Source organism: Yonghaparkia sp. Soil809, assembly GCF_001429705.1.
GTDB lineage: Bacteria > Actinomycetota > Actinomycetes > Actinomycetales > Microbacteriaceae > Microcella.
In genome coordinates, this window is the sequence record NZ_LMSV01000001.1 from 1,145,492 (window position 1) to 1,170,384 (window position 24,893).

The 24,893-nt window shown below is 72.3% G+C and carries 18 protein-coding genes and 1 pseudogene; 10 read left to right on the plus strand and 9 right to left on the minus strand.

The window, feature by feature from the left end; genetic code table 11:
• The first annotated feature begins 26 nt into the window (after nucleotides 1–26).
• On the plus strand, nucleotides 27–3,143 hold the full coding sequence (locus ASG83_RS05575; protein WP_055857945.1) for an efflux RND transporter permease subunit: 3,117 nt from the start codon (nucleotides 27–29) through the stop codon (nucleotides 3,141–3,143).
• Here ASG83_RS05575 and ASG83_RS05580 read toward each other — a convergent pair.
• The 3 genes from ASG83_RS05580 to ASG83_RS05590 all read right to left on the minus strand — a co-directional run bounded on the left by ASG83_RS05580 (nucleotide 3,133) and on the right by ASG83_RS05590 (nucleotide 5,133).
• The gene (locus tag ASG83_RS05580; RefSeq protein ID WP_055857946.1) at nucleotides 3,133–3,480 is read right to left on the minus strand and encodes a hypothetical protein; all 348 of its coding nucleotides are present in this window, start codon (nucleotides 3,478–3,480) and stop codon (nucleotides 3,133–3,135) included. The two genes, ASG83_RS05575 and ASG83_RS05580, sit on opposite strands and share 11 nt — an antisense overlap.
• 145 nt (nucleotides 3,481–3,625) lie before the next feature.
• A complete protein-coding gene (locus tag ASG83_RS05585; protein ID WP_055857948.1) occupies nucleotides 3,626–4,096 on the minus strand; it encodes a GNAT family N-acetyltransferase in 471 nt (156 codons plus the stop codon).
• Nucleotides 4,093–5,133, minus strand: a complete 1,041-nt coding sequence (locus ASG83_RS05590; RefSeq protein WP_235460036.1) for an alpha/beta hydrolase — start codon at nucleotides 5,131–5,133, stop codon at nucleotides 4,093–4,095. Before ASG83_RS05590 ends, ASG83_RS05585 begins: the two co-directional genes overlap by 4 nt.
• An 880-nt stretch (nucleotides 5,134–6,013) precedes the next feature.
• On the opposite strand from ASG83_RS05590, the pseudogene ASG83_RS12890 reads away from it, so the two are divergent.
• Nucleotides 6,014–7,343: pseudogene (locus ASG83_RS12890) on the plus strand (DEAD/DEAH box helicase); the annotation flags it as partial.
• Between the two features lie 86 nt (nucleotides 7,344–7,429).
• Here ASG83_RS12890 and ASG83_RS05605 read toward each other — a convergent pair.
• Entirely contained in the window at nucleotides 7,430–8,392 is a 963-nt protein-coding gene (locus ASG83_RS05605; protein WP_055857956.1) for an EamA family transporter, read from the minus strand.
• A 295-nt stretch (nucleotides 8,393–8,687) separates the two neighbouring features.
• Between ASG83_RS05605 and ASG83_RS05610 the strand changes: the two genes are divergently transcribed.
• From ASG83_RS05610 to ASG83_RS05635, 6 genes are all read left to right on the plus strand, one after another.
• Nucleotides 8,688–12,674, plus strand: coding sequence for an ExeM/NucH family extracellular endonuclease (locus tag ASG83_RS05610; protein ID WP_055857958.1), 3,987 nt, complete (start codon nucleotides 8,688–8,690; stop codon nucleotides 12,672–12,674).
• A 106-nt stretch (nucleotides 12,675–12,780) separates the two neighbouring features.
• Nucleotides 12,781–13,659, plus strand: a complete 879-nt coding sequence (locus ASG83_RS05615) for a neutral zinc metallopeptidase (RefSeq protein ID WP_055857960.1) — start codon at nucleotides 12,781–12,783, stop codon at nucleotides 13,657–13,659.
• A gap of 165 nt (nucleotides 13,660–13,824) precedes the next feature.
• Nucleotides 13,825–14,760, plus strand: a complete 936-nt coding sequence (gene cysK, locus ASG83_RS05620; protein WP_055857962.1) for a cysteine synthase A — start codon at nucleotides 13,825–13,827, stop codon at nucleotides 14,758–14,760.
• The gene (epsC, locus tag ASG83_RS05625) at nucleotides 14,761–15,327 is read left to right on the plus strand and encodes a serine O-acetyltransferase EpsC (RefSeq protein ID WP_055857964.1); all 567 of its coding nucleotides are present in this window, start codon (nucleotides 14,761–14,763) and stop codon (nucleotides 15,325–15,327) included. It abuts the gene before it with no gap.
• The gene (gene recQ, locus ASG83_RS05630) at nucleotides 15,212–17,422 is read left to right on the plus strand and encodes a DNA helicase RecQ (RefSeq protein WP_082599100.1); all 2,211 of its coding nucleotides are present in this window, start codon (nucleotides 15,212–15,214) and stop codon (nucleotides 17,420–17,422) included. Before epsC ends, recQ begins: the two co-directional genes overlap by 116 nt.
• A 59-nt stretch (nucleotides 17,423–17,481) precedes the next feature.
• The gene (locus ASG83_RS05635) at nucleotides 17,482–18,192 is read left to right on the plus strand and encodes a 1-acyl-sn-glycerol-3-phosphate acyltransferase (protein ID WP_055857966.1); all 711 of its coding nucleotides are present in this window, start codon (nucleotides 17,482–17,484) and stop codon (nucleotides 18,190–18,192) included.
• On the opposite strand, the gene ASG83_RS05640 is transcribed toward ASG83_RS05635, so the two are convergent.
• Together ASG83_RS05640 and ASG83_RS05645 are read right to left on the minus strand one after the other, a co-directional pair.
• Entirely contained in the window at nucleotides 18,189–19,838 is a 1,650-nt protein-coding gene (locus ASG83_RS05640) for a DHA2 family efflux MFS transporter permease subunit (protein ID WP_156710960.1), read from the minus strand. The two genes, ASG83_RS05635 and ASG83_RS05640, sit on opposite strands and share 4 nt — an antisense overlap.
• Before the next feature lie 94 nt (nucleotides 19,839–19,932).
• A complete protein-coding gene (locus ASG83_RS05645) occupies nucleotides 19,933–20,313 on the minus strand; it encodes a co-chaperone YbbN (RefSeq protein ID WP_055857969.1) in 381 nt (126 codons plus the stop codon).
• A 260-nt stretch (nucleotides 20,314–20,573) separates the two neighbouring features.
• Here ASG83_RS05645 and ASG83_RS05650 point away from each other — a divergent pair, with 260 nt between their 5' ends.
• Nucleotides 20,574–22,724, plus strand: a complete 2,151-nt coding sequence (locus ASG83_RS05650; RefSeq protein WP_055857971.1) for an acyl-CoA dehydrogenase — start codon at nucleotides 20,574–20,576, stop codon at nucleotides 22,722–22,724.
• Here ASG83_RS05650 and ASG83_RS12790 read toward each other — a convergent pair whose 3' ends face one another.
• Nucleotides 22,725–22,871: a hypothetical protein gene (locus tag ASG83_RS12790; RefSeq protein ID WP_162242482.1), complete on the minus strand. Its 147-nt coding sequence runs from the start codon at nucleotides 22,869–22,871 to the stop codon at nucleotides 22,725–22,727. It abuts the gene before it with no gap.
• A gap of 95 nt (nucleotides 22,872–22,966) precedes the next feature.
• Here ASG83_RS12790 and ASG83_RS05655 point away from each other — a divergent pair, with 95 nt between their 5' ends.
• The gene (locus tag ASG83_RS05655) at nucleotides 22,967–23,695 is read left to right on the plus strand and encodes a dienelactone hydrolase family protein (protein WP_055857973.1); all 729 of its coding nucleotides are present in this window, start codon (nucleotides 22,967–22,969) and stop codon (nucleotides 23,693–23,695) included.
• A 6-nt stretch (nucleotides 23,696–23,701) separates the two neighbouring features.
• Here the strand turns inward: ASG83_RS05655 and ASG83_RS05660 are convergent, their stop codons facing one another.
• A complete protein-coding gene (locus ASG83_RS05660) occupies nucleotides 23,702–23,968 on the minus strand; it encodes a glutaredoxin domain-containing protein (RefSeq protein ID WP_055857975.1) in 267 nt (88 codons plus the stop codon).
• Nucleotides 23,969–24,057: 89 nt separating this feature from the next.
• A complete protein-coding gene (locus ASG83_RS05665; protein ID WP_200959263.1) occupies nucleotides 24,058–24,870 on the minus strand; it encodes a DUF554 domain-containing protein in 813 nt (270 codons plus the stop codon).
• Nucleotides 24,871–24,893 lie beyond the last annotated feature (23 nt).

Genomic DNA, 24,893 nt, shown 5'->3' on the forward strand with positions numbered 1-24,893 from the left:
CGAATCCTTCCTGACCGGAGTCCTCCGTGCATCTGCTGTCGGTGTTCAGCCTTCGCAACCGAGCCCTCATCGCGCTCGTCACCATCGTCGTCGGCCTCTTCGGCGGGATCGCGCTGACGAGCCTCAAGCAGGAGCTCATCCCCTCCGTCAGCTTCCCGCAGGTCATCGTCCTCACGCAGTACCAGGGCGCGGCCCCCGCGATCGTCGAGCAGGACGTCTCGACCCCGATCGAGACCGCCATCCAGGGCGTCGCCGGGCTCGAGGCCTCCAATGCGACCTCGAGCACCGGCTTCTCGGTCGTCTCGGCGCAGTTCGCGTTCGGCACCGACATCGCGCGCGCCGAGCAGCGCGTTCAGCTCGCCGTGAACCGGCTCGACCTGCCCGCCGACGTCGAGCCGCAGGTGCTGACCGGCTCGATCGACGACTTTCCCGTCCTCCAGATCGCCGTCACGAGCGATCTCGAGCCCGGCGCCCTCGCCGACGCGCTCGAGGAGCAGGCCGTGACCGACCTCACCGACCTCGAAGGCGTGCGCGAGGTGTCGGTCCAGGGCGCCGTGGGCGACCGCGTGACGATCACGCCGGATGCCGCGGCCCTCGCCGCGCGCGGACTCACGAACGCCGACATCACCGACGCGCTCGACGCGAACGGAGTCCTCCTCCCCGCCGGCACGATCACCGAGGACGACCGCACCCTCGCCGTCCTGTCCGGCGTGCGCATCGAGAGCGCCGACGAGCTCGCCGCACTCCCCCTCCCAGGCGCCGAGCCGACCGCCGACGGCGCGATCACGACGATCGACGACGTCGCCGACGTGGCGATCGTGAGCGACCCGGTCACGAGCTACAGCCGCGTCAACGGCGAGGACGCCCTGACCCTCGGCGTCACGAAGACCCCCGCGGGCAACACCGTCGACGTCTCGCGCGCCGTGCAGGCCGCGCTCCCGGCCATCGCCGAGTCGATCGGGAACGGCACCGAGTTCACGATCGTCTTCGACCAGGCGCCGTTCATCGAGAAGTCGATCGAGTCGCTCGCGACCGAGGGCCTGCTCGGGCTGTTCTTCGCCGTGATCGTGATCCTCGTCTTCCTGCTGTCGATCCGCTCGACGCTCGTGACCGCCATCTCGATCCCGACCTCCGTGCTGCTGACCTTCATCGGCATGCAGGCGTCGGGGTACACGCTCAACATCCTCACGCTCGGCGCGCTCACGATCTCGATCGGCCGCGTCGTCGACGACTCGATCGTGGTCGTCGAGAACATCAAGAGGCACCTCGGCCTCGGCGAGGACAAGAAGACCGCCATCCTCGTCGGCGTCAAGGAGGTCGCGACGGCGATCACGGCATCCACCGTCACCACGATCGCCGTCTTCCTGCCTCTCGCGCTCGTCGGCGACATCACGGGCGAGCTGTTCCGCCCCTTCGCCCTCACGACCGCGATCGCGCTCGCCGCCTCCCTGTTCGTCTCGCTCACGATCGTGCCGGTGCTCTCGTACTGGTTCCTGCGGGCGCCGAAGGACATCACGGCGGTCGCCGAGGGGGCGGATGCCCGGCCCGCCTCCATCGAGGAGGAATCCGCCCGCCCGACCCGCCTCCAGCGCGGCTACCTGCCGGTGATCCGCTGGACGCTCCGTCGACCGGTCGCGACGCTCCTGCTCGCCGTGCTCGTGCTCGGCGGCACGGGTGCGCTCGCCACGAACCTCAAGACCAACTTCATCGGCGACTCGGGTCAGAACACGCTCACGGTGACGCAGTCGCTCGACAACGGCGCGAGCCTCGACGCGCTCGACGCGGCGGCGACGACCGTGGAGGACGCGCTCGCCGACATCGATGGCATCGAGACGGTGCAGGCGTCGATCGGCTCCGACGGCGCGTCGATCCGCGCCGTGTTCGGCGGCGGCAGCGACATCACCTACTCGATCACGACCGACCCCGACGTCGACCAGACGCAGCTGCAGGCGGACGTGCGCGACGCGGTCGAGGGCCTCGACGGCGTCGGCGAGCTGAGCGTGCAGGCGGCGGGCGGCGGGTTCGCCTCCTCCGACATCGAGGTCGACATCACCGCCGCGGGCCAGGACGACCTCGAGGCGGCCGCGCAGACCGTCCTCGACGAGGTCCGCGACCTCGACGTGACCGCTGAGGCGCGCAGCAACCTCTCCGACACCCAGCCCTACCTCGCGATCCAGGTCGACCGCGCCCGCGCCGCCGAGCTGGGCCTGAGCGAGGTGGCGGTCGGCGGCATCGTGACCGCCGCGATGTTCCCGGCCTCGGTCGGATCGGTCGTCATCGATGAGCGAAGCCTGTCGATCTACATCCCGAATCCGGATGCCCCGACCACCGTCCAGGAGCTCCGCGACTTCCCCATCCCGACAGCGGCGGGGCCGGTGCCGCTCAGCGAGCTCGCGACCGTCGAGCAGGAGGACGGGCCGGCGTCGATCACCACGATCCGCGGAACCCGCAGCGCGACGATCACGATCACGCCCGGCACCGACGACGTCGGGTCGGCCTCGGCCGTCGTGCAGGCCGCGATCGACGAGCTCGAGCTGCCCGACAGCGCGAGCGCCTCGCTCGGCGGCGTCACCTCGCAGCAGGCCGACGCGTTCAGCCAGCTCGGGCTCGCGCTGCTCGCCGCGATCCTCATCGTCTACGTCGTCATGGTCGCGACCTTCAAGTCGCTGCGCCAGCCGCTCCTGCTGCTCATCTCGATCCCCTTCGCCGCGACCGGCGCGATCGCGCTGCAGCTCATCGCCGACATCCCGCTCGGGGTGCCCTCGCTCATCGGCGTGCTCATGCTCATCGGCATCGTCGTGACGAACGCGATCGTGCTCGTCGACCTCGTCAATCAGTACCGCGAGCGGGGGATGCGAGCCCGGGAGGCGGTCATCGAGGGCTCCTCGCGGCGACTGCGCCCCATCCTCATGACGGCCGCGGCGACGATCTTCGCGCTCCTGCCGCTCGGCCTCGGCCTGACCGGCTCGGGCGGGTTCATCTCGCAGCCGCTCGCCATCATCGTGATCGGCGGCCTCGTGTCGTCGACGCTGCTGACGCTGGTCGTGCTGCCCGCGCTCTACTACCTCGTCGAGGGAGCCAAGGAGCGCCGCGAGGAGAAGCGCGCGCACCGAGGGGCCCACGCGGCCGAGGTCACCAGCTGAAGTAGCTCGGGCTCCGCGCCTCGTATCGCTCGAGTCCGCTGAAGGTCGACAGCTCGCCCGAGTGGGTCTCCCAGTCGCCGGTCCCGATCTCGGTGACGGCCGAGGGCTCGACGGCGGTCTCGGCGTGGGCGTCATCCGCCATCTCGAGCGGTTCGATCTCGACGACCACCGATGGAGTGATGAGCACCGAGCGCTCGACGCCGTCGCAGGTGCGGACGGGGACGAAGGCGCCCCCGGAGCGGGCCGCGCTCTCGATGTCGCGAGCGAGCTCGGCGAGGGCGACGCTCTCGTCCAGTACGTAGGAGGTGAGATTCACGTGCAGTTTCGCAATCAGCATGATCGACCCTGAGACATCGTCGGCAGTCGTTCGATGACCCTCGTCCGCTCGCGGCGGGGAGGACGCGGTATCGCCCCTTGATCTCGCGCGACGGCCACGGTACGCCGGTCGAGCGAGCGCCGACAATCGGTGGCACAGCCGCCGCTCAGGTGCTAGGAGCCGAGAGATCCTTCTCCATGCAGACGCTGAACGCGTCGCCGACGTACGGCCCGAACGCGTCGATGACGGCGTAGCCGCGCCGCTCGTACAGCGCGATGGCCGCGAGCTGCTTCGGCCCGGTCTCCAGCTGCAGGATGCGCACCCCGCGCTCGCGCGCGGCGTGCTCCAGGGCATCCATGATCGCCGTGGCGACACCGCGGCCGCGGCCCCGCTCGTCGACGAAGAGCCTCTTGAGCTCGGCCGATCCGTCGCCGCGGTCGACGAGGGCGGCCATGCCGACGGCTCGGCCCTCGGCGCGGGCGACGATGACGGTCACCTCGTCGCCCGCGAGCTCGTCCACCGACATCAGGTAGCAGCTGTCGGCGGGGTACAGGCTGAGGGCGTAGGCCTCGCCGTCGCGCAGAAGGCGCTCGACGTCGGCCTGCCGCGGGTCCTCCGCGGCGACGGCGAGGCTCACGGCGCGGGCTCCTCGGCTCCGGGCTCCTCGAGCGCGAGGGCCGCGGCCGGCTGGAGGCGCTCGCGCAGGAAGGACGCGATGCGCTCGGCGAGCGCGTCGTCGAGGAGGCCCACCGAGTGCGCGGACGACTCGATGAGGTCCAGCTCGACGCGGATGCCCGCCTCGCGCAGCGCGAGCGCGAACGGCGTCGCCTGCCCGACCGGGATCAGCTCCTCCTCCGTTCCGTGCACGACGAGGAAGTCGGGGCCGCCCGGCGCGATCGCGAACTGCGGCGAGGCCTCGATCGCGGCCGGGCACTCGGCACGATCGGCGCAGCCGAGGTAGTCGAGCATCGACTGCTCGAAGACGGGATTGGCGGCCGAGCCGACCGTCAGGTCGAGCGGGGCCGAGAGGGTGACCACGGCATCCACCGCGTCGATGCGATCGGAGCTCGCGCTGCGCAGGCCGACGAGCGACACGAGGTTGCCGCCCGCGCTGCCGCCGAGGAGGGCGATCGACTCGGGGTCGATGCCGTGCTCGGCCGCGGTCGACGCGTCCTGCGCCCACGCGATCGCGGCGGTGAGGTCGTCGGCGGCGGCCGGGTAGGGGTGAGCCGGGGCGAGGCGGTAGTTGACCGAGACGCCGACGAAGCCCGAGCTCGCGAGCCACTGGCAGATCGTGCGCCACGTCGGGTGCGCCTTGTCGCCGCGCGCCCAGCTGCCGCCGTGGACGGCGAGCACCGCCGGGCGCGCCTCGTCGGTCGAGGCGCCGCCGGTCGCGCCGCCGTCCGCCGGCCGGCACACGTCGACGCTCACGCCGTCGCCCGCGCCGAAGTTCGCGATCGGAACGTCCTCGGTGATCTCCGCCTCGGGCTGCGCCGACAGCGGGAAGACCGCGCTCTCGGGCGCCGCCGCGGCGATCGCCTGCTCGCGCGCGGCCTCCTGCTCGGTCGCGCCGCAGCCCGCGAGCAGTCCGACCGCGAGCGCGCCGACGGCCGCCGCAGCGATGATCGCGCGCGCGGCGGAGGCGGGCAGGGCTCGGGCTGGCACAGTGGTCACCAGGGTAAGCGCTGGGCGGCCTGGGCTTAAGCCAGCCCGTCGGGTACGCTGAAGGGTCGGTTGGGAGACGGCGCGGAGCGATCCGCGTGCCATTGTGTGCGTCTCCCGGGCCGGTTTCCCCGCCAGAAGGCGCGGAATACACCATTTCAGGATGTATCGGCCCGGTCGATGAGTGCCCGGGAACGACGCCGTCGCGTCGACGCTGCTTCTTGCTCTACCCCGGAAAGCACCATGCCCCAGAACAACAAGGGCCGCCCCTCGCGCGCCCACGCCCCTGCCCGCTCGACCGCCGCTCCGGCCGGTTCCCGCAGCCCCAAGCACCGCGGCCACCGCCCCGATGATGCGGATGCCCCGGTCAAGAAGGCGCGCTGGTCGCGTGACGAGCGCGTCGACCGCGGCCACGCTCCCGAGCGCTCGCGCCCCGTCGACCGCGACGAGCGCCCCGCGCGCTCGAACGATCGCTTCGACCGGGATGCGCGTCCCGCGCGCTCGGCCGACCGCTTCGACCGGGATGCGCGTCCGGCCCGCTCGAACGACCGCGTCGACCGCTTCGACCGCTCGACTCCGCGCAGCGGCACCGTCGGCCGCGGCACCGGCGCCCGCACGGGTCGCCCCAGCCGTGACGTGCACGTCGACCGCACGGGCACGGGCCGCACGGCTCACCGGCCCGAGTGGCGGCCCCGCGGCGCCGAGAGCACGGCGCGCCCGGCGCGCGACGCCGATCGCGGCGCGCGCTCGTTCGACCGCGATGCGCGCCCGGCGCGCCGCGAGTTCGATCGCGACGCTCGTCCCGCGCGCTCGAACGACCGCTTCGCTCGCGATGCGCGTCCGGTGCGCTCGAACGACCGCTTCGCTCGNCGATGCGCGTCCGGTGCGCTCNCTTCGACCGCGACGAGCGCCCGGCCCGCCGCGAGTTCGACCGCGACGAGCGCCCGGCCCGCCGCGATTCCGAGTTCTATCCGACCCGCGCCCAGCACACCGGGCCGCAGGACGACGTCGTGCTCGCGCGCCTCACGGCCGACGCCGTGCTCGCGACCGACGTCGAGGGCGTGACCTTCCGCGACCTCGGTCTCGGCGACAACATCGCCCGCACCCTCGCCGAGCTCGGCGCCCACAGCCCGTTCCCGATCCAGGCGGCGACGATCCCCGACGTGCTCGCCGGCCGCGACGTCCTCGGCCGCGGTCGCACGGGCTCCGGCAAGACGATCGCGTTCGGCGCGCCCCTCGTCGAGCGGCTCATGGAGAACGGCGGCGGCCGTCGTCGTCAGCCCGGCCGCAACCCGCGGGCGCTCATCCTCGCCCCGACGCGCGAGCTCGCCCTGCAGATCGACGCGACCGTCCAGCCCATCGCCCGCAGCGTGGGCCTGTTCACGACGCAGATCTACGGCGGTGTTCCCCAGGGCCGTCAGGTCGGCGCCCTCCAGCGCGGCGTCGACATCATCATCGGCACGCCCGGCCGCATCGAGGACCTCATCCAGCAGGGCCGCCTCGACCTGAGCGAGGTCGTCATCACGGTGCTCGACGAGGCCGACCACATGTGCGAGCTCGGCTTCCTCGAACCCGTGCAGCGCATCCTCCGCGAGACCGCCGACGGCGGCCAGAAGCTGCTGTTCTCGGCGACCCTCGACTCGGGCGTCGCGAACCTCGTCACCGAGTTCCTCCACGACCCCTCGGTCTACGAGGTCGCCGGCGAGGACCAGCAGTCCTCGACGATCGACCACAAGGTGCTCCTCGTCGAGCAGCGCGACAAGCGCGCGGTCATCGAGCAGCTCGCCTCGGGCGCCGGCAAGACTCTCGTCTTCGCCCGCACGCGCGCGTTCGCCGAGGAGCTCGCCGAGCAGCTCGACGACGCCGGCATTCCGGCGACGAGCCTCCACGGAGACCTCAACCAGCGCAACCGTCAGCGCAACCTCGACAAGCTCACGAGCGGTCGCGTGAACGTGCTCGTCGCGACCGATGTCGCCGCGCGCGGCATCCACGTCGACGACATCTCACTCGTCATCCAGGCCGACGCGCCCGACGAGTACAAGACGTACCTGCACCGCTCGGGCCGCACGGGCCGCGCGGGCAAGGTCGGCACGGTCGTCACGCTCATCACGCGCCCGCGCCGCCGCCGCTTCGAGGAGCTCCTCGACCGCGCCGAGATCGTCGCGAGCACCGACGAGGTGCGCGCGGGCGACCGTCTGCTCGACGAGCTCGCGGCCCTCTAGCCGCACCCTCGCCACGACGGCCCGGGCCCCTCAGGGGGTGCCGGGCCGTTCGCGTCCGCACGCGACCTCGAGGGCGGATGCTCTGCTCAGGACACCGCGAGCATCGCGCTCGCCGCGAGAGCGAGCACGAGCCCGACCCACTGCAGCCGCGCGATGCGCTCGCGCAGCACGAGCGCCGCGAGCAGGATCGTGCCGGCGGGGTACAGCGCGGTGAGCACCGACACGACCTCCAGGTCGCCCAGCCGCAGGCCCACGAGCGCGATGACGTTCGCCCCCGCGTCGAGGACGCCGCACAGCAGGCCGAGCACGATGCCGCCGCGCCACCCTCGCCGGAGGGCGGCCGCGCTCGCGCGCACCGCGTCGCCGGGGCCGCGCGGCGCGGTGAGGGCGTGCGGGGCGCCGTGGGCTCCGTCGAGCACGGCGAGCCGGGCATCCGCCGCCATGCCCTTCTGCCCCGCGACGATCGCGAGGAGCACGATGACCGTCACCATGAGCGTCGCGTTGACGGCGCGGTTGGCGATGAGGGGCACGAGGCCGCTGTCGACGGGCGTCTGCTCCATGAGGATGTAGAAGGCGCCGATGAGCGTGCCCGAGATCGTCGCCATGATCAGGCCGCGCGCGGTCGGACGCACGGCGCCCTCGCCCGGTACGACGCCCACGAGCACGACCGCCACGAGTGCGAGCGCGAAGGCGGGGTAGGCGAGCGCACCGAGCTCGGACCCGGTGGCGAGACCCCAGGTGAGCGGCACGATCGCGGAGGTCACGGCCGTCAGGGGCGAGAGGATGCTCATCGGACCGATCGCGAGGCACGCGTAGAGCAGCGCGATCGCGACGGCGCCGGTCAGGCCGGAGATGCCGCCCCACAGCAGCGCCTCGGCCGACCAGCGGCCGGGGATGACGAGCGCGCCCGCGATGAGGAGCACGACGCCCGATACGGCGCCGAGCGCGGTGACCCGCAGCGCCGAGATGCGGCGCGCGGCGAGCCCCCCGACGAAGTCGGCCGCGCCGTAGACGAGAGCGCCGGCAAGGCCGAGCACGACCGTGAGCATGGGACCTCCGGGGCTGGGGACGGGGTGGGCGGCCGGGCATCCGGCGCATGCCATGATCCTGGCACCCCCTGCTCACCTCGGCGTCGTCGCGCGTTCACGCGGCCGCCGTACCGTGACGGGCGCCCGACGACCGGGGGTCGTCCGCGAGCCGCCCGCTCCATCGAGCACGTGAACAGCGCGTGACCACTCATGTGAGCACTAGGTGCATCGACCGTTCTGTGCTTATGGTTCGTTCTGACCCCCGTTCAGGGGGACGCACCCCATCGCCCTCCCACCCCAAGGAGCTCAGCGCACCATGTCATCCACCTCTCAGGGCGGCCGCGTACGCGCGACCGCGCGCGCGACGGCGTTCACGACCGCCGTCTGCGTGGGCCTCGGCCTCGCGGGCATCACCGCGACGCCCGCCATGGCCAGCACCCACATCCCGATCGCCGACGTGCAGGGCCCGGGGGCGTCGACGCCTCTCGTGAACCAGTCGGTCACCGTGCAGGGCGTCGTCGTCGCCGACCACCGCGGCGCCGGCGGCTACAGCGGGTTCTACATCCAGACCCCGGGTGAGGACACGACCCCCGGCGTCTCCGACGGGCTCTTCGTCTTCACCGGCAGCCAGGCGCACGCCGTCGCGATCGGCGACCTCGTCGAGGTCACCGGTGTCGCCTCCGAGTACTTCGGGCAGACCCAGGTGAGCGCGACGACCGCCGGCCAGGTCACCCTCGTCGAGGCCGCCGTGGGCGTTCCCGCCCCGGTCGCCCTCCCGACCGACGTCACGGGCGCCGAGCGCGAGGCCTTCGAGGACATGCTCGTCGCGCCGAGCGGCGACTACCTGGTCTCCTCCAGCCACGAGCTGTTCCGCTTCGGCGCTCTCTGGCTGAGCCCCGCCGAGCTCGCGGTCAAGAGCACCGAGCTCGTCGACGCCGGCCCCGAGGCCGACGCGATCGCCGCAGCCAACCGCGCCTCGCGCATCCTTCTCGACGACGGGTTCAACGCTCAGGTGACCTCGAGCACCCACCCCGGCGACCAGCCCTACTTCCGCAAGGACGCCGTCGTCCGCAACGGCGACAGGGTCGTCTTCCCGACGGCCGGCATGGTGCTGACCTACGGCTTCGACCAGTGGCGACTCCAGCCGCAGCGGCCGACCTCCACCGAGACCGCCGCGCAGTCGGGGGTCACGTTCGAGACGCGCAACCCGCGCCCCGCCGCGGCGCCCGAGGTCGGGGGCGACATCCGCGTCGCCGCCTACAACGTGCTCAACTACTTCACGACCCTCACGACGCAGAACAGCGAGGCGCGCGGAGCCCGCACCGCCGAGCAGCTCGCCATCCAGGAGTCGAAGATCGTCGCGGCCATCAACGGCCTCGACGCCGACGTCGTCGCGCTCCAGGAGATCGAGAACTCGGTGGCGCTCGGCGAACCGACCGACGAGGCGCTGCAGGCGCTCGTCGCGGCGCTCAACGCCCAGGCCGGCGCGGGCACGTGGGACTACGTCCGCACGCCCGTCGCGCTGACCGATGCCTCGATCGTCGACGTCATCAGCAACGCGATCATCTTCAAGCCCGCCGCGGTCACCCCCGTCGGCGACAGCTTCACGCAGATCGACGAGACGGTCTGGGACATCGCGCGCGAGCCGATCGGCCAGACCTTCGCCTCCGGCGGCATCGAGTTCACCGTCATCGCGAACCACTTCAAGTCCAAGGGCGGCTCGGGCACCGAGCCCGCCGACGGCCAGGGCTTCTTCACCGCCGAGCGCGTCGAGCAGGCCAACGCCCTCGCGGCGCTCGTCGAGACGCTGCCCGGCGAGGCCGGCGAGAACGTCCTGCTCATGGGCGACTTCAACTCGTACAGCGAGGAGGACCCGATCCAGGCCCTCACCGACGCCGGCTGGAGCGACCTCGTCGCCGACCTGACCGACGACCAGTACACCTACACCTTCGACGGCGAGCTCGGCTCGCTCGACCACGCCATCGCGAGCCCCGGGATCGCGGAGCAGGTCACGGGCGTCGGCGTCTGGAGCATCAACTCGGCCGAGTGGAGCGACCGCCAGTACGCCTTCGGCGCGACCGAGGCCGGCACCGTCTTCCGCTCGAGCGACCACGACCCCGTCGTCGTCGGCCTGAGCACCACGCCTCCCCCGGTCGAGATCGACATCCTGACGATCAACGACCTGCACGGCCGCCTCGAGGCCGCGCCGCCGGCCGCCGGCGCCGCCGTCCTCGGCGGTCTCGTCGCGGCCACGCGCGCCGCGAACCCGAACACGCTGTTCATCTCCGCGGGCGACAGCATCGGCGCCTCGACGTTCACCTCCTTCATCCAGAACGACGAGCCGACTCTCGATGCGCTCAACGCGATGGGTCTCGACCTCAGCGCGCTCGGCAACCACGAGTTCGACCAGGGCCGTGCGGACGTCGATGAGCGGGTCATCCCGAACTCCGACTTCCCCTACCTCGGCGCGAACATCTACGAGAAGGGCACGCAGACCCCCGCCTACCAGGAGTACGAGGTCGTCGAGGTCGACGGCGTGAAGGTCGGCTTCGTCGGAGTCCTGACGGAGAGCATGCCCTCGCTCGTGAGCCCGGACGGCATCTCGACGCTCGACTTCGGCGACATGACCGCCGCCGCCGTGCGCGTGTCCGACCAGCTGCAGGACGGCGACGCGGCGAACGGAGAGGCGGATGTCGTGATCCTCATCGTGCACGAGGGCGCCCCGACCACGACGCTCGAGGCCGCCACCGGCGACAGCGAGTTCGGCGACCTCATCAACGGGGTCGTCGGCAAGGTCGACGCCGTGGTCTCCGGCCACACCCACCTCCAGTACGACCTCGAGGTCCCGGTCCCCGGCACCGACGAGGTCATGCCGCTCATCCAGGGCGGGCAGTACGGCGAGGCCTACGGTCACCTCGAGCTGTCGGTCGACCCCGAGTCGAACGAGCTGCTGAGCATCACGGCCGGCGTCAAGCCGCTCGTGGGCGCGGCCCAGCCCGACCCGGAGATCGCCGCCATCGTCGCCGACGCCGTCGCGTTCGCCGCGGTGGCCGGCAACGAGAGCCTCGGCGCGATCACCGATGACTTCCTCCGGGGCGTCGACTTCACGGGCCAGAACGGGGCCCAGAACGAGAACCGCGGGGCGGAGTCGACGCTCGGCAACGAGGTCGCCGACGCCCAGCTGTGGGCGACGCAGGATCTCGGCACCGAGGTGGCGCTCATGAACCCGGGCGGCCTTCGCGCCAACCTGCTCTACGCCGCGAGCGGCGAGCTGGACCCGGCCGGCAACCTCACCTTCCGCGAGGCCGCCAATGTCCAGCCCTTCGCCAACACGCTGTTCACCATGACTCTCTCGGGTGCGCAGCTCCGGGCGGTGCTGGAGGAGCAGTGGCAGCCCGCGGGCAGCAGCCGGCCGTTCCTCAAGCTCGGCGTCTCCTCGACGCTCGAGTACGACTACGACCCGACGAAGCCCGCCGGCGAGCGCATCGGCACGATGCTCCTCGGAGGCGCGCCGGTGACGGCCGACCAGCAGATCCGCGTCGTCGCGAACTCGTTCCTCGCCGCCGGTGGAGACAACTTCTTCACCCTCGCGCAGGGCACGGACCGCGCCGACTCGGGTCGCATCGACCTGCAGGCGTTCGTCGACTACGTCGGGGCGAACACCCCGATCTCGCCCGACTTCGCCCAGCGCTCGGTCGGCGTCTCGATCAGCGCCCCCGACGCCGACGGCTACACCGCCGGCGACCAGGTGACGCTCGCCCTCAGCTCGCTCCTGTTCACCAACCAGGGCGACCGCGAGGCGGACGTCGTCGTGAGCCTCGGCGAGGAGATCCTCGGCTCGGCTCCGATCGACGCCACGATCGTCGGCCGCTCCGACGAGACGGGTCGTGCGACGGTCACCTTCACGGTGCCGGAGGGCGTCACGGGCGCCCAGCAGCTCACGATCGCGGTGCCCGACAACGGCACCGAGGCGAGCGTCGCCTTCGAGATCGCCGAGACCCTCGGCGCGATCGACGTCATCGAGACCGCGAAGGTCATCGGCCCCGTGGTCATCGGCAAGGAGGCGCGGGCCAAGGCCCCCGTCCTCTCGGTCGAGGGCGCGGAGCTCGCCTACCAGTGGCTGCGCGACGGCGAGCCGATCGAGGGCGCCACAGGCGCGACCTACCTCGTGACCGCCGCCGACGCCGGTGCTCGCATCGCGGTCGTCGTCACCGCCAACGCTCCCGGCTACGAGTCGGCGAGCAGCGAGAGCGCGGAGCGCAAGGTGGCCGGCAAGCCGGCGCGCCTGCCCCGGGCGGCCTAGCCGGGCATCCCCCACTGAAGCGGGGCGGAGAGCATGCTCTCCGCCCCGCTTTCCCGTGCGCGCAACCCCCTTCGCGCCCCGGCGTCACGGGGAGTAGGTTCGCGGGGTGACCTTCAGAGACGATGCTGACATCTCCGGCTCCTCCGTCCGCCGCTCCGGGCGCGGGCGCGGGCTCGCCATCGGCGGCGGCGGTGGCCTCATCGGCATCATCGCCGTCTTCCTGATCTCCCAGTTCACCGGGGTCGACCTCAGCGGGCTTCTCGGAGGCGGAGGCTCCGCAGCGGGGCCGGCCCCCGAGACGACGGCCCTCGCCGAGTGCGACACGGGCGCCGACGCCAACGCGAGCGTCGACTGCCGCGTCGCCGGCGCCGCCGTGTCGCTCGAGGAGTTCTGGATCGACGTCGCCCCCGACCTCGGCGTGCAGTACCGCGGCCCGGGCGCGATCATCTTCGAGCAGTCGGTGAGCACCGGCTGCGGCCAGGCGACGAGCGCGGTCGGCCCGTTCTACTGCCCGAACGACGAGACGATCTACCTCGACACCGGCTTCTACGATGACCTCCGCACGCGCTTCGGCGCCGAGGGCGGCCCGCTCGCCGAGATGTACGTCGTCGCCCACGAGTGGGGCCACCACATGCAGAAGATCACGGGCGCGCTCGAGGCCGCCGATAAGCAGAGCACCGGGCCCGAGTCCGACGCCGTGCGCCTCGAGCTGCAGGCCGACTGCTACGGCGGCGCCTGGGCGGGGGCCGCGTCCGATGGGCCGGATGCCCTGCTCGAGCCGATCACGAGCGAGCAGGTCGCGCAGGCCCTCGATGCGGCCGAGGCGATCGGCGACGATCGCATCCAGGAGCAGACGAGCGGACAGGTCTCGCCCGAGAGCTGGACGCACGGCTCGAGCGAGCAGCGCCAGCGCTGGTTCACCGTCGGCTTCGAGCGCGGGGTCACCGCGTGCGACACCTTCGCCGTCGCGGGCGGCGACCTCTAGCGCGCGAGTTCCGACTCGGAGGGAATCAACCGGTCGCTCCCCGCGTTGAGGGTGGGTGGTGCACGCGAGCGCGCCCCGTCAGGGGCGCTCGAGGCTCGCGCGCTCTACGCTGAGAGGCGACCGGCGACGGCTCGCCCACCACGACTTCCCCCAGAGGAGAACGCCATGGCCCGCATCTACTCCGACATCACGAAGGTGTTCGGCAACACCCCCCTCGTGCAGCTCAACGCGATCACGAACGGCGCCGGCGCCACGGTGCTCGCGAAGCTCGAGTTCTTCAACCCGTCCTCGAGCGTGAAGGACCGCCTGGGCGTCGCGATCGTCGACGCCGCCGAGGCGAGCGGCGAGCTGACGGCGGGCGGCACCCTGGTCGAGGCGACGAGCGGCAACACCGGCATCGCGCTCGCGATGGTCGGCGCGGCGCGCGGCTACGACGTCGTGCTCACGATGCCCGAGACGATGAGCGAGGAGCGCAAGATGCTCCTCAAGGCCTACGGCGCCGCGCTCGTCCTGACCCCCGGGTCCGAGGGCATGAAGGGCGCCGTCTCCCGCGCCGAGCAGATCGTCGCCGAGCGCCCGGGCGCCATCCTCGCCCGCCAGTTCGAGAACGAGGCGAACGCCGCCATCCACCGCGCGACCACCGGCCCCGAAGTCTGGAGCGACACCGACGGCGCGGTCGACATCTTCGTCTCGGGCATCGGCACGGGCGGCACGCTGACCGGCACGGGCCAGTACCTGAAGGAGCAGAAGCCCGGCATCCAGGTCGTCGGCGTCGAGCCGGAGGAGAGCCCCATCCTCACCGGCGGCGCGCCCGGCCCGCACAAGATCGCCGGCATCGGCGCCAACTTCGTCCCCGGCGTGCTCGACCGCGAGGTCTACGACGAGATCATGGACGTCAATATCGGCCAGGCGATCTCGATGGCCCGTCGCGCGGCGACGGAGGAGGGCATCCTCGCGGGCATCTCGTCCGGCGCGACCCTGCACGCCGCCGTCGAGCTCGCGAAGCGTCCCGAGAACGCCGGCAAGACGATCGTCGTGATCGTGGCCAGCTACGGCGAGCGCTACCTTTCGAGCGTCCTGTACGAAGACCTCCGCGCCTAGATGGGCGTTCGCGAGGACATCGCCACGGCCCGCCTGCGCGACCCCGCCGCGCGATCGGGCATCGAGGTCTTCCTCACGTCGGCGGGGCTGCACGCGATCTGGTGGCACCGCATCGCGCACTGGCTCTGGACGCACGACGCCAAGCTCCTCGGTCGCATGGTCGCGCAGGGCGCGCGCTGGTGGACGGGCATCGAGATCCACCCCGGCGCCACGATCGGCCGGCGCTTCTTCATCGACCACGGCATGGGCGTCGTGATCGGCGAGACGGCCGAGATCGGCGACGACGTGATGCTGTACCACGGCGTCACGCTCGGCGGGCGCACCCTCGAGAGGGGCAAGCGGCACCCCACGGTCGGCGACGGCGTGCTCATCGGCGCGAACGCCACCGTGCTCGGCCCCATCACGATCGGATCGGGCTCGCAGATCGGCGCGCTCGCGCTTGTGACGAGGGATGTCCCGCCCGACTCGGTCGCGACCGGCATCCCCGCGACCTCCCGCCCTCTCGATCGCACCGCGCGCGGCACGGGGGCCGACGGCTTCTGGGTCGACCCGGCCATCCACATCTAGACCGCTCTCCCCCGATCGCTCGGCGGCGGCGGCGGCCGGCGTCGTCGGAGGCGACGACTACCCTGGACCGGTGACGACGACCGCGACCCGACCTGACAGCCGCAGCCCGGGCGCGAGCACCCCGCAGGCGATCCTGGAATCGGTCTTCGGCTACCCGGCCTTCCGCGGCGACCAGCAGCAGATCATCGACCACGTCGTCTCCGGCGGCGACGCGCTCGTGCTCATGCCCACCGGTGGCGGCAAGTCGCTCTGCTACCAGATCCCCGCGCTCGTGCGCGGGGGCGTCGGCGTCGTGATCTCGCCGCTCATCGCCCTCATGAAGGACCAGGTGGATGCCCTCGAGGCGGTCGGCGTGCGCGCCGCGTTCCTCAACTCCACCCAGGGGCCCGACGAGCGGCGCGAGGTCGAGCGGGCCCTCGCCGCGGGCGAGGTCGACCTGCTGTACATGGCGCCCGAGCGCGTGACCGTGCCCTCGACGGGCGACCTCCTCGACCGCCTGAACGTCTCGCTCTTCGCGATCGACGAGGCCCACTGCGTCTCGCAGTGGGGGCACGACTTCCGCCCCGACTACCTCGCGCTGTCGATGCTGCACGAGCGCTGGCCGAGCGTGCCCCGCATCGCGCTCACGGCGACGGCGACGGCGGCGACGGCGACGGAGATCCAGCAGCGCCTGCAGCTCGAGCAGGCGCGCACGTTCGTCTCGAGCTTCGACCGCCCGAACATCCAGTACCGCATCGAGCCGAAGAACCAGCCGGTGCAGCAGCTGCTGCAGCTCATCAGGACGGAGCACCCGGGCGACGCGGGCATCGTGTACTGCCTGTCGCGGGCATCCGTCGAGAAGACCGCGGCGGCGCTCGTCGACCACGGCATCCCCGCACTGCCCTACCACGCGGGCCTCGACGCCCGGACGCGCTCCGACCACCAGTCGCGCTTCCTCCGGGAGGACGGCATCGTCATGGTCGCGACGATCGCGTTCGGCATGGGCATCGACAAGCCCGACGTTCGCTTCGTCGCCCACCTCGACCTGCCCAAGAGCGTCGAGGGGTACTACCAGGAGACCGGCCGCGCCGGCCGCGACGGGCTGCCCTCGACCGCGTGGCTCGCCTATGGCCTGCAGGACGTCGTTCAGCAGCGCCAGATGATCGACCGCTCGGAGGGCAACCCCGCCTACAAGCGGCGGATGGGCCAGCTGCTCGACGCGATGCTCGCGCTGTGCGAGACGGTCGAGTGCCGGCGCGTGCAGCTGCTGGCGTACTTCGGCCAGCAGTCCGCACCCTGCGGCAACTGCGACACGTGCCTCGCGCCGCCCGAGAGCTTCGACGGCACCGTGCCGGCCCAGAAGCTGCTCTCCACGATCGTGCGGCTCGACCGCGAGCGCCGGCAGCGCTACGGCGCCGGCCAGCTCATCGACATCCTTCTCGGCAAGCGCACGCCGCGCGTCGAGCAGCTCGGGCACGGCGACCTCGCGACGTTCGGCATCGGCACCGAGCTGAGCGAGCAGGAGTGGCGCGGCGTCGTGCGGCAGCTGCTCGCCCAGGGACTGCTCGCCGTGCACGGCGACGGGTACGGCACGCTCGTGATCACGGAGGCGAGCGCCGAGGTGCTCACCGGCGGTCGCGTCGTCCGTCTGCGCCGCGAGGTCGCACGTCCGACGCGCTCGTCGAAGCGCAGCGCCCCCTCCGACCTCCCGGCAGGCGCGGCGCCGCTCTTCGAGCGCCTGCGCGCCTGGCGGGGTGCGACCGCCCGCGCCCTCAACGCCCCGGCGTACATCGTGTTCGGCGACGCGACGCTGCGCGGCATCGCCCTCACGACCCCTTCGACGCTCGACGAGCTCGGGCAGATCAGCGGCGTCGGCGCGAAGAAGCTCGACCAGTTCGGCGAGGCCGTGCTCGCCATCGTCCGCGGCGAGGATCCCGCCGCTCTCGATCCCGCGGAGTCCTCCGCGTCCGGCGCCCCCGCTGAGCCGATGACGGATGCTCCCCTCCGGTCGCGCGCCGCTCCGACCCGCACCGCTCGCGCCGACTACTCCGAGATCCCGTTCGACGAGATGCCGCCCGACGACGAGTTCTTCCCGCCGCCGCCTGATGACTACTGACCCGACCGCCCGCGACTCGCATGCCCACGGCGGAATGTGCCGCCTGCCAGGATGACCCGGTGCTGACCCTGCTCGCCCGACTCGTGCTCACGCCGATCGCGCGTCTCGTCTTCCGGCCCGTCGTCATCGGTCGTCGGCGGATGCCGAGCAGTGGCGGAGTCGTCGTCGCGAGCAACCACCTGTCCTTCATCGACAGCGTCGTCATCAGCCTGCTCGCCCAGCGACCGGTGAGCTTCCTCGCGAAGTCCGACTACTTCACCGGTCGTGGGCTGAAGGGCGCCCTCTCGCGGGCCTTCTTCACCGGAGTCGGGGCGATCCCGGTCGAGCGCGGAGCGGGCAAGGCCGCGCAGGACGCCCTCGATGCCGGGCTCGCCCGGCTTCAGGCCGGCCAGCCGTTCTCGATCTACCCGGAGGGCACGCGCTCGCGCGACGGCCGCCTCTACCGCGGCAAGACCGGCGTCGCCTGGCTCGCCCTGACCGCCGGCGTCCCGGTCGTCCCCGTCGCGCTGCGGGGGACGCAGGATCTCCAGCCGGTGGGCTCGAGGCGCATCCGGCTCGCGCGCATCCGGGTCGAGTTCGGCGACCCGATCGATGTGAGCGGATTCGGCCCCGCGAGCTCCGGGCGCGCCCGCCGACAGGCGACCGACGCGATCATGGCCGAGATCCAGCGCATGTCGGGCCAGGAGTACGCGGGCGTCTACAACGAGCCGCCCGCGCACGGGGTCGTCGAGAAGGTGCGGCGGGCGTTCCGCTCGCGGGCCGAGCTCTAGCCCTCGGCCGGGCGGGGCTCCCCGACGCGCGGCTCCGAAGCACCCTGCTCCGCAGCACCCGGCTCCTCCCGGCGGCCGGCGCTCGCGCCGCCGCCCGACCCCGTGAGTCGCAGCGTCGCGAGGAGCCCGATCGCGAGGAAGCCCGCCGCGGCGAACGCCGAGTACCGTGTCGCGTCGCTGAAGGCCTGCCGTGCTTCCATCGCCACCTGCGCCGACTGCGCGTCGAGAGCGGGGATCGCCGCCCCGGCGCTGTCGACGACGACCTGGACGATCTCGTCGCGCGCGGCGGTCGGCAGACCGTCGGCCTCGAGCCGCGTGTCGAGGGCGCCGCCGAGGGACGTGAAGAGCACGGTCCCGAGCACGGCGATGCCGAGCGCGGAGCCGAGCTGCCGGGCCGTGGACTGCGTGCCCGAAGCCTGCCCGCTCGCGGCGACCGGGACATCCTGCAGCACGACGCCCGTGAGCTGCGCGGTCGCGAGACCGACGCCCATGCCGTAGACCAGCAGGCCGACCGCGATCGCCCACCAGGGCGTATCGACCGCGATGACGAGCCCTATGACGATGAGTCCGGCGATCTCGAGCGCGATGCCGACGCGCACGATCGAGACCGCCGCGACCTTCCCGCTCAGCGATCCGCCCGCGCCGCTCGCGAGGAAGGACCCGCCGGCGAGCGCGAGCAGGACGGTGCCGGTCTGCAGCGCGTCGTACCCGAGCACGTTCTGCAGCCACAGCGGCAGCGACAGGATGATGCCGAACTCGCCCATCGAGACGATGAGCGCGGCGATGTTGCCGTTTCGGAAGGAGGGGATCCGGAGCAGGCCGAACGCGAGCATGGTCGACCTGCCCTCCCGCTCGCGGCGGAGGCCCCAGGCGACGAAGGCGGCGCCGGCGATGACGGCGAGGGCGAACGCGAACGGGATGGGGCTGACGTCCAGCGGCCACTCCCAGTCGCCGAGCACGAGCCCCTCCTCCGTGAACCACCAGCCGTAGGTGCGGCCCTCGATGAGTCCGAACACGAGCGCTCCGCTCGCGACGATCGAGAGCAGGGCGCCGACGACGTCGATGGCGGGCGGATGCTCGGCGCGCGTCGCCGGCACGAACAGCATGAGCCCCACGAGGATGAGAAGGCCGAGCGGAACGTTGATGCCGAACGCCCACCGCCACGAGTAGTCGGTCGTGAGCCAGCCGCCCAGCAGCGGCCCGACGGCGGCCATTCCGCCGATCGTGGAGCCCCACACGGCGAACGCGATGCCCCGTTCGCGGCCCTGGAAGGTCGCGTTGAGGGTCGACAGCGTCGATGGAAGGATCATCGCCCCGCCGACTCCCTGCACGACACGCGCCATGATGAGCGTCGAGCCGGAGTCGGCGAACGCCGCCCAGACGGAGGCGAGCGCGAAGATGACCACGCCGATGACGAGCATCCTGCGCCGGCCGAATCGGTCGCCGAGCGTGCCGAAGACGAGCAGCAGGGCGGCGAAGACGAGCGTGTAGCTCTCCTGCACCCACTGCACCTCGGTCGAGGTGATGCCGAGCTCGTCGACGATCGACGGCACGGCGACGTTGACGATCGTCGAGTCGACGATGATGAGCGAGACGGCCAGGCTGATGACGAAGAGGCCGATCCAGCGGGTGCGCGGTGAGGTCACCGGCACACGCTACTCCCGGGAGGCCGCGATTCCGCCGTGACCGGCGCCCGCAGTTCCGGGCGCCGCTCGTCCGGCGATGTCGGGATGCGCAGGGCTACTGACCGCGCCTGGCCTCGGCCTGCGCGGCGGCCACCTTCGCGCGCACATCGTCCATGTCGAGCCCCTTCACGGCGGTGATGACCTGCTCGAGCGCGGGGCCCGGCAGGGCGCCCGGCTGGGCGAAGACGAGGATGCCGTCGCGGAAGGCCATGAGGGTCGGGATGGAGCGGATGTTCGCCGCGGAGGCGAGAGCCTGCTCGGCCTCGGTGTCGACCTTGCCGAAGGTCACGTCGGGGTGCTGCTCGCTCGCCCTGTCGTAGACGGGGGCGAACTGGCGGCACGGGCCGCACCACTCCGCCCAGAAGTCGACGAGGGTGATCCCGGGGGCCGTCACGGTCTGCTCGAAGTCGGCCGAGGTCAGGTCTACGGTTGCCATGCGTCCATCGTGCCACAGATCCGCGGATACCCCCAGGGGTATCAGCGCACGGCGAACGGCCGTGGGGAGTCCACCATGGCGGCGCTCAGGAACCCGCGGATTCCTACAACGCGTGCCGCGAGCATCCGTCGACCCTTCGTGCGTCGCGCACCACGATCGCCCGGTGCCGCGCTCGCGCTCCTACTGTCGCAGTCGGGAACGCTCACCGCCGCCCGCGGTCGAGCCTCGCCCTTCTTCCGGCTCCACACGATGGGACAGAGATGACTCCGCTCGCCGACTCCACGACCGCCAGCACCGCCGCTCCCACCCCCGCGCCCGCCGAGGCGGCAGGCCCTGCTGCCGCTGCCGCCGCCGACCTCCCCGCCTCGCCCGCCGCCCCCGAGACCGACGCCATCGCCGTCGACGTCGAGAGCCTCGGCCGCCAGCTGCTCGGCTCGTGGGCCGAGGCCCGCCTCCACGCCCGCGAGCTCATGGCCCGCCCCGAGTTCCACCGCGACCCCGAGCTGGGCAAGGACGCCCATCGCGAGCGCGTGCTCGGCCAGCTGCACCTGCTCGTCGAAGCGGGCTCCGTGCACCGGGCCTTCCCGAAGTCGGTCGGCGGCCAGGAGGACCACGGCGGCAACATCGCGAGCTTCGAGGAGCTCGTGCTCGGAGACCCGAGCATGCAGATCAAGTCCGGCGTGCAGTGGGGCCTCTTCGCCGCGGCGATCCAGCATCTCGGCACGGAGGCGCACCACGTCGCCCTCCTCCCCGACGCCCTCAGCCTGGCCGTCCCCGGAGCCTTCGCGATGACGGAGACCGGGCACGGCTCCGACGTCTCGGCCGTCGGCACGACCGCGACCTTCGACCCCGCGACCGACGAGTGGGTCATCCACACGCCCTTCCGCGCCGCCTGGAAGGACTACCTCGGCAACGCCGCCATCCACGCCAGGGCCGCCGTGGTCTTCGCCCAGCTCATCACGCGCGGCGTGAACCACGGCGTGCACGCCATCTACGTGCCGATCCGCGACGAGAAGGGCGACTTCCTCCCCGGCATCGGCGGCGAGGACGACGGGCTCAAGGGCGGGCTCAACGGCATCGACAACGGTCGCCTGCACTTCACGAACGTCCGAGTGCCCCGCACGAACCTGCTCAACCGCTACGGCGACGTCGACGCCCAGGGCGTCTACACCTCGCCGATCGCGAGCCCCGGCCGCCGCTTCTTCACGATGCTCGGCACTCTCGTGCAGGGTCGCGTCTCGCTCGACGGCGCGTCTGTCGTCGCGAGCAAGCTCGCCCTCACGATCGCGCTGCGCTACGGCAGCGAGCGTCGCCAGTTCACGGCCGACACCGACGACGAGGTCGTCCTGCTCGACTACCAGCGCCACCAGCGCCGCCTGCTGCCGCGTCTCGCCCAGACCTATGCGATGTCGTTCGCGCACGAGGTCTTCCTCGCCAAGTTCGACGCCGTCTTCTCGGGCGCCGACGACACCGACGAGTCGCGGCAGGATCTCGAGACCCTCGCCGCCGCGCTCAAGCCGCTCAGCACCTGGAGCGCGCTCGACATCATCCAGGAGGCGCGCGAGGCCTGCGGCGGGCAGGGGTTCCTCGCCGAGAACCGGCTCGTGCAGCTCCGCGCCGACCTCGACGTGTACGCCACCTTCGAGGGCGACAACAACGTCCTCCTCCAGCTCGTCGCCAAGCGCCTGCTGACCGACTACTCCCGCAAGTTCGCCAAGGCCGACGCCGGCGCGCTCGCCGCGTACATGGTCGAGCAGGTCGGTGAGGCCGCGGTGCACCGCTCGGGCCTGCGTCGCCTCGCCCAGTCGGTCGTCGACTTCGGCTCGACCGCGCGCTCGGTCGGCTACGTCCGCGGCAGCGCGGCGCAGCGCCAGCTGCTGACCGATCGCGTCGAGACGATGGTCGCCGAGTTGGCCGGCCGGCTGCGCTCGGCATCCAAGCTGCCGAAGGCCGAGGCCGCGGCGCTCTTCAACCGCCACCAGAACGAGCTCATCGAGGCGGCCCGCGCGCACGGCGAGCTCCTCCAGTGGGAGGCCTTCACCGACGCACTCGACGAGGTCGTCGACCCCGGCACGAAGCAGGTCCTCACCTGGCTCCGCGACCTGTTCGGCTTCACCCTGATCGAGAAGAACCTCGCCTGGTACCTGATCCACGGCCGCCTCTCGGGGCAGCGCGCGCAGGCCATCACCGAGTACATCGACGGCCGCCTGCTGCCGCGCCTGCGCCCGCACGCCCTCTCGCTCACCGAGGCGTTCGGTCTCCGCGACGAGCACATCCGGGCCGAGATCGCGACCGGCGTCGAGCGCGAGCGCCAGGAGGAGGCGCGCACCTACCTCGCCGATCAGCGGGCGCGCGGGCTCGCGCCGATCGACGAGAAGGATCTCGTCGCGGCGAAGGGCGTGCGTCGCTAGCTAGTTCTTCGCGGCGCGGGAGACCGCGTCGTGGTTCTGCTGGCGGTCGCTCGCGGCCTTCTTGTCGGCCTTGGCGACGCGCTTCTCCTTGAGCGTCTTCGAGGCCGCGGTCTTGCCCGAGCTCTTGCGCACTGACTTCTCACCCATGATGTCTCTCCATTCGAGAGCCGAGGCGACCCTGTCGGGCTGAGCGTACGCCCCTTTCGGCCGGGGCGCCCGGGCGCCCGGGCTAGCATCCGAGCATGACCCTCACCGACGTCGTCATCCCGCAGCCCGGCGATCCGCGCGGGGGTGAGCTGCGCGGCCTGCTCGGGGTCCCCGACCGCCCCGGCCCCTTCCCCGCTCTCGTGGTCGTGCACGAGGTGTTCGGCGTCGACGACGCGATGCGCGACCACCTCGAGCGCCTCGTCGGGCTCGGGTACCTCGTGCTCATGCCCGACCTGTTCAGCCGAGGAGGCCGCCGCCGCTGCCTCGTCGCGACCTTCCGCGCGCTGCGCGCGGGAACCGGACCGGCCTTCGACGACATCGCCGCGGCCCGCGCGCTGCTGCTCGCCCGGCCCGACGCGCGCGGCACGGTCGGCGTCATCGGCTTCTGCATGGGTGGCGGCTTCGCGCTGCTTCTCGCCGGCTCCGGCGCGTACGACGCCGCCTCCGTCAACTACGGGATGCTCCCGCCCGACCTCGACGACGTGCTCGACGGCGCGTGCCCGATCGTCGGCTCCTTCGGCGGGCGCGACCGCACGCTGCCCGGCGCGGCCGAGCGACTGGAGACGGCTCTCGCCGCGCGCGGCATCGACCACGACGTGGTCGAGTACCCCGGCGCGGGTCACGCCTTCCTCAACGCGCGGCCGGCGGGGCCGCGGCTGATGCGCGTGCTCATGGGCCCGACGATGGGGCTGGGGCCGCGACCGGTGGAGGCGGAGGACGCGTGGCAGCGCATCCACCGCTTCTTCCAGCGGCAGCTGGCCTGACGGGAGCTAGACGCTCAGCTTCTCGCGCACCGCGTCGTCGCTCGGCTCGACGAGGTGCGAGCCGTCGGGGAAGACGACGACGGGGATGTTCATGCGCCCGCTGATCGCCTGCGCCTGCGCGGCGGCCTCGGCTGACTGCTCGACGTCGATCTTGGTCCACTCGACGCCGAGGTCGTTGAGCAGGGCCTCGGTGCGGCGGCAGTCGCGGCACCAGTCGGCGCCGTACATGGTGATGCCGCCGTCGACGGGGGTGAGGGAGGTGGTGTCGGTCATGCCTTCAGCCAACCACGGGCGGCCCGGAAGTCTTCCCGACGCGGCCGCGCGCGATCACGCCCGCTCCGCTCAGCCCCGCCCCGCCCCGCTCAGCTGGCGATGCCGAGGGACTGGATCCCGACCGCGAGCAGGGGAGCGACGACGAGCGCGGGCAGCATGTCGCCGACGGCGATGTGGCGCAGGTTGAGCAGGCGGATCCCCACGTCGAGCAGCAGCACGCCGCCCGTCGCGGTGAGCGCCGCGATCGCCGCGCCCGACATGACCGAGCCGAGCAGGAACGCGAGCGCCGTCAGGAGCCCCTGCCAGATCCCGACGGGCAGGGCCGAGGCCGCGACGCCCCAGCCGAGCGAGGCCGCGAACGCGATCGACGCGAACCCGTCGAGGGTCGCCTTGAGGGCGAGCTGGTCGATGCCCTGACCCGTGCCGTCCTGGAAGGCGCCGAGGATCGCGAGGGGGCCGATCGCGAACACGAGCGACGCGTCCACGAACCCGGTGATGAAGCGCTCGCGGGGCGAGAGCACGAGCGGAGCATCCACGATCGCGGGGTCGATCGGTCCGGCGACGGATGCTCCGCTCGCGCCCTTCCGCGTGAAGCGCGACTGCAGCCACCCGCCGAAGCCCTCGAGGCGGCTCTCGATGCCCGCGAGGGATCCGATGATGCTGCCGATGAGCAGGGCGCCGATGACCACGAGGAAGGTGCCGCCCGCGCCGACCGCGTCGACGAACGCGGCGTCGGTCAGCGAGACGAGGTTGAGGCCGCCGAGCACGATCGTGATGAGGCCGAGGGCGTCGGTGACGACGCGCGTCGTGCGTTCCTGCAGGCGGTGGCCGATGAGGACGCCGAGGGCCGCGCCGACGACGATGGTCGTGACGTTGAGCAGGGTGCCGAGGCCGACGATCACGTCATCAGGCTATTCGGCCGCGA

Coding starts and splice junctions, on each gene's coding strand:
- ASG83_RS05650 (WP_055857971.1), top strand. CDS start 20,574: ATGACTCCGCTCGCCGACTCCACGACCGCCAGCACCGCCGCTCCCACC.
- ASG83_RS05660 (WP_055857975.1), bottom strand. CDS start 23,968: ATGACCGACACCACCTCCCTCACCCCCGTCGACGGCGGCATCACCATG.
- cysK (WP_055857962.1), top strand. CDS start 13,825: ATGGCCCGCATCTACTCCGACATCACGAAGGTGTTCGGCAACACCCCC.
- ASG83_RS05580 (WP_055857946.1), bottom strand. CDS start 3,480: ATGCTGATTGCGAAACTGCACGTGAATCTCACCTCCTACGTACTGGAC.
- ASG83_RS05655 (WP_055857973.1), top strand. CDS start 22,967: ATGACCCTCACCGACGTCGTCATCCCGCAGCCCGGCGATCCGCGCGGG.
- ASG83_RS12790 (WP_162242482.1), bottom strand. CDS start 22,871: ATGGGTGAGAAGTCAGTGCGCAAGAGCTCGGGCAAGACCGCGGCCTCG.
- ASG83_RS05645 (WP_055857969.1), bottom strand. CDS start 20,313: ATGGCAACCGTAGACCTGACCTCGGCCGACTTCGAGCAGACCGTGACG.
- recQ (WP_082599100.1), top strand. CDS start 15,212: ATGTCCCGCCCGACTCGGTCGCGACCGGCATCCCCGCGACCTCCCGCC.
- ASG83_RS05605 (WP_055857956.1), bottom strand. CDS start 8,392: ATGCTCACGGTCGTGCTCGGCCTTGCCGGCGCTCTCGTCTACGGCGCG.
- ASG83_RS05610 (WP_055857958.1), top strand. CDS start 8,688: ATGTCATCCACCTCTCAGGGCGGCCGCGTACGCGCGACCGCGCGCGCG.
- epsC (WP_055857964.1), top strand. CDS start 14,761: ATGGGCGTTCGCGAGGACATCGCCACGGCCCGCCTGCGCGACCCCGCC.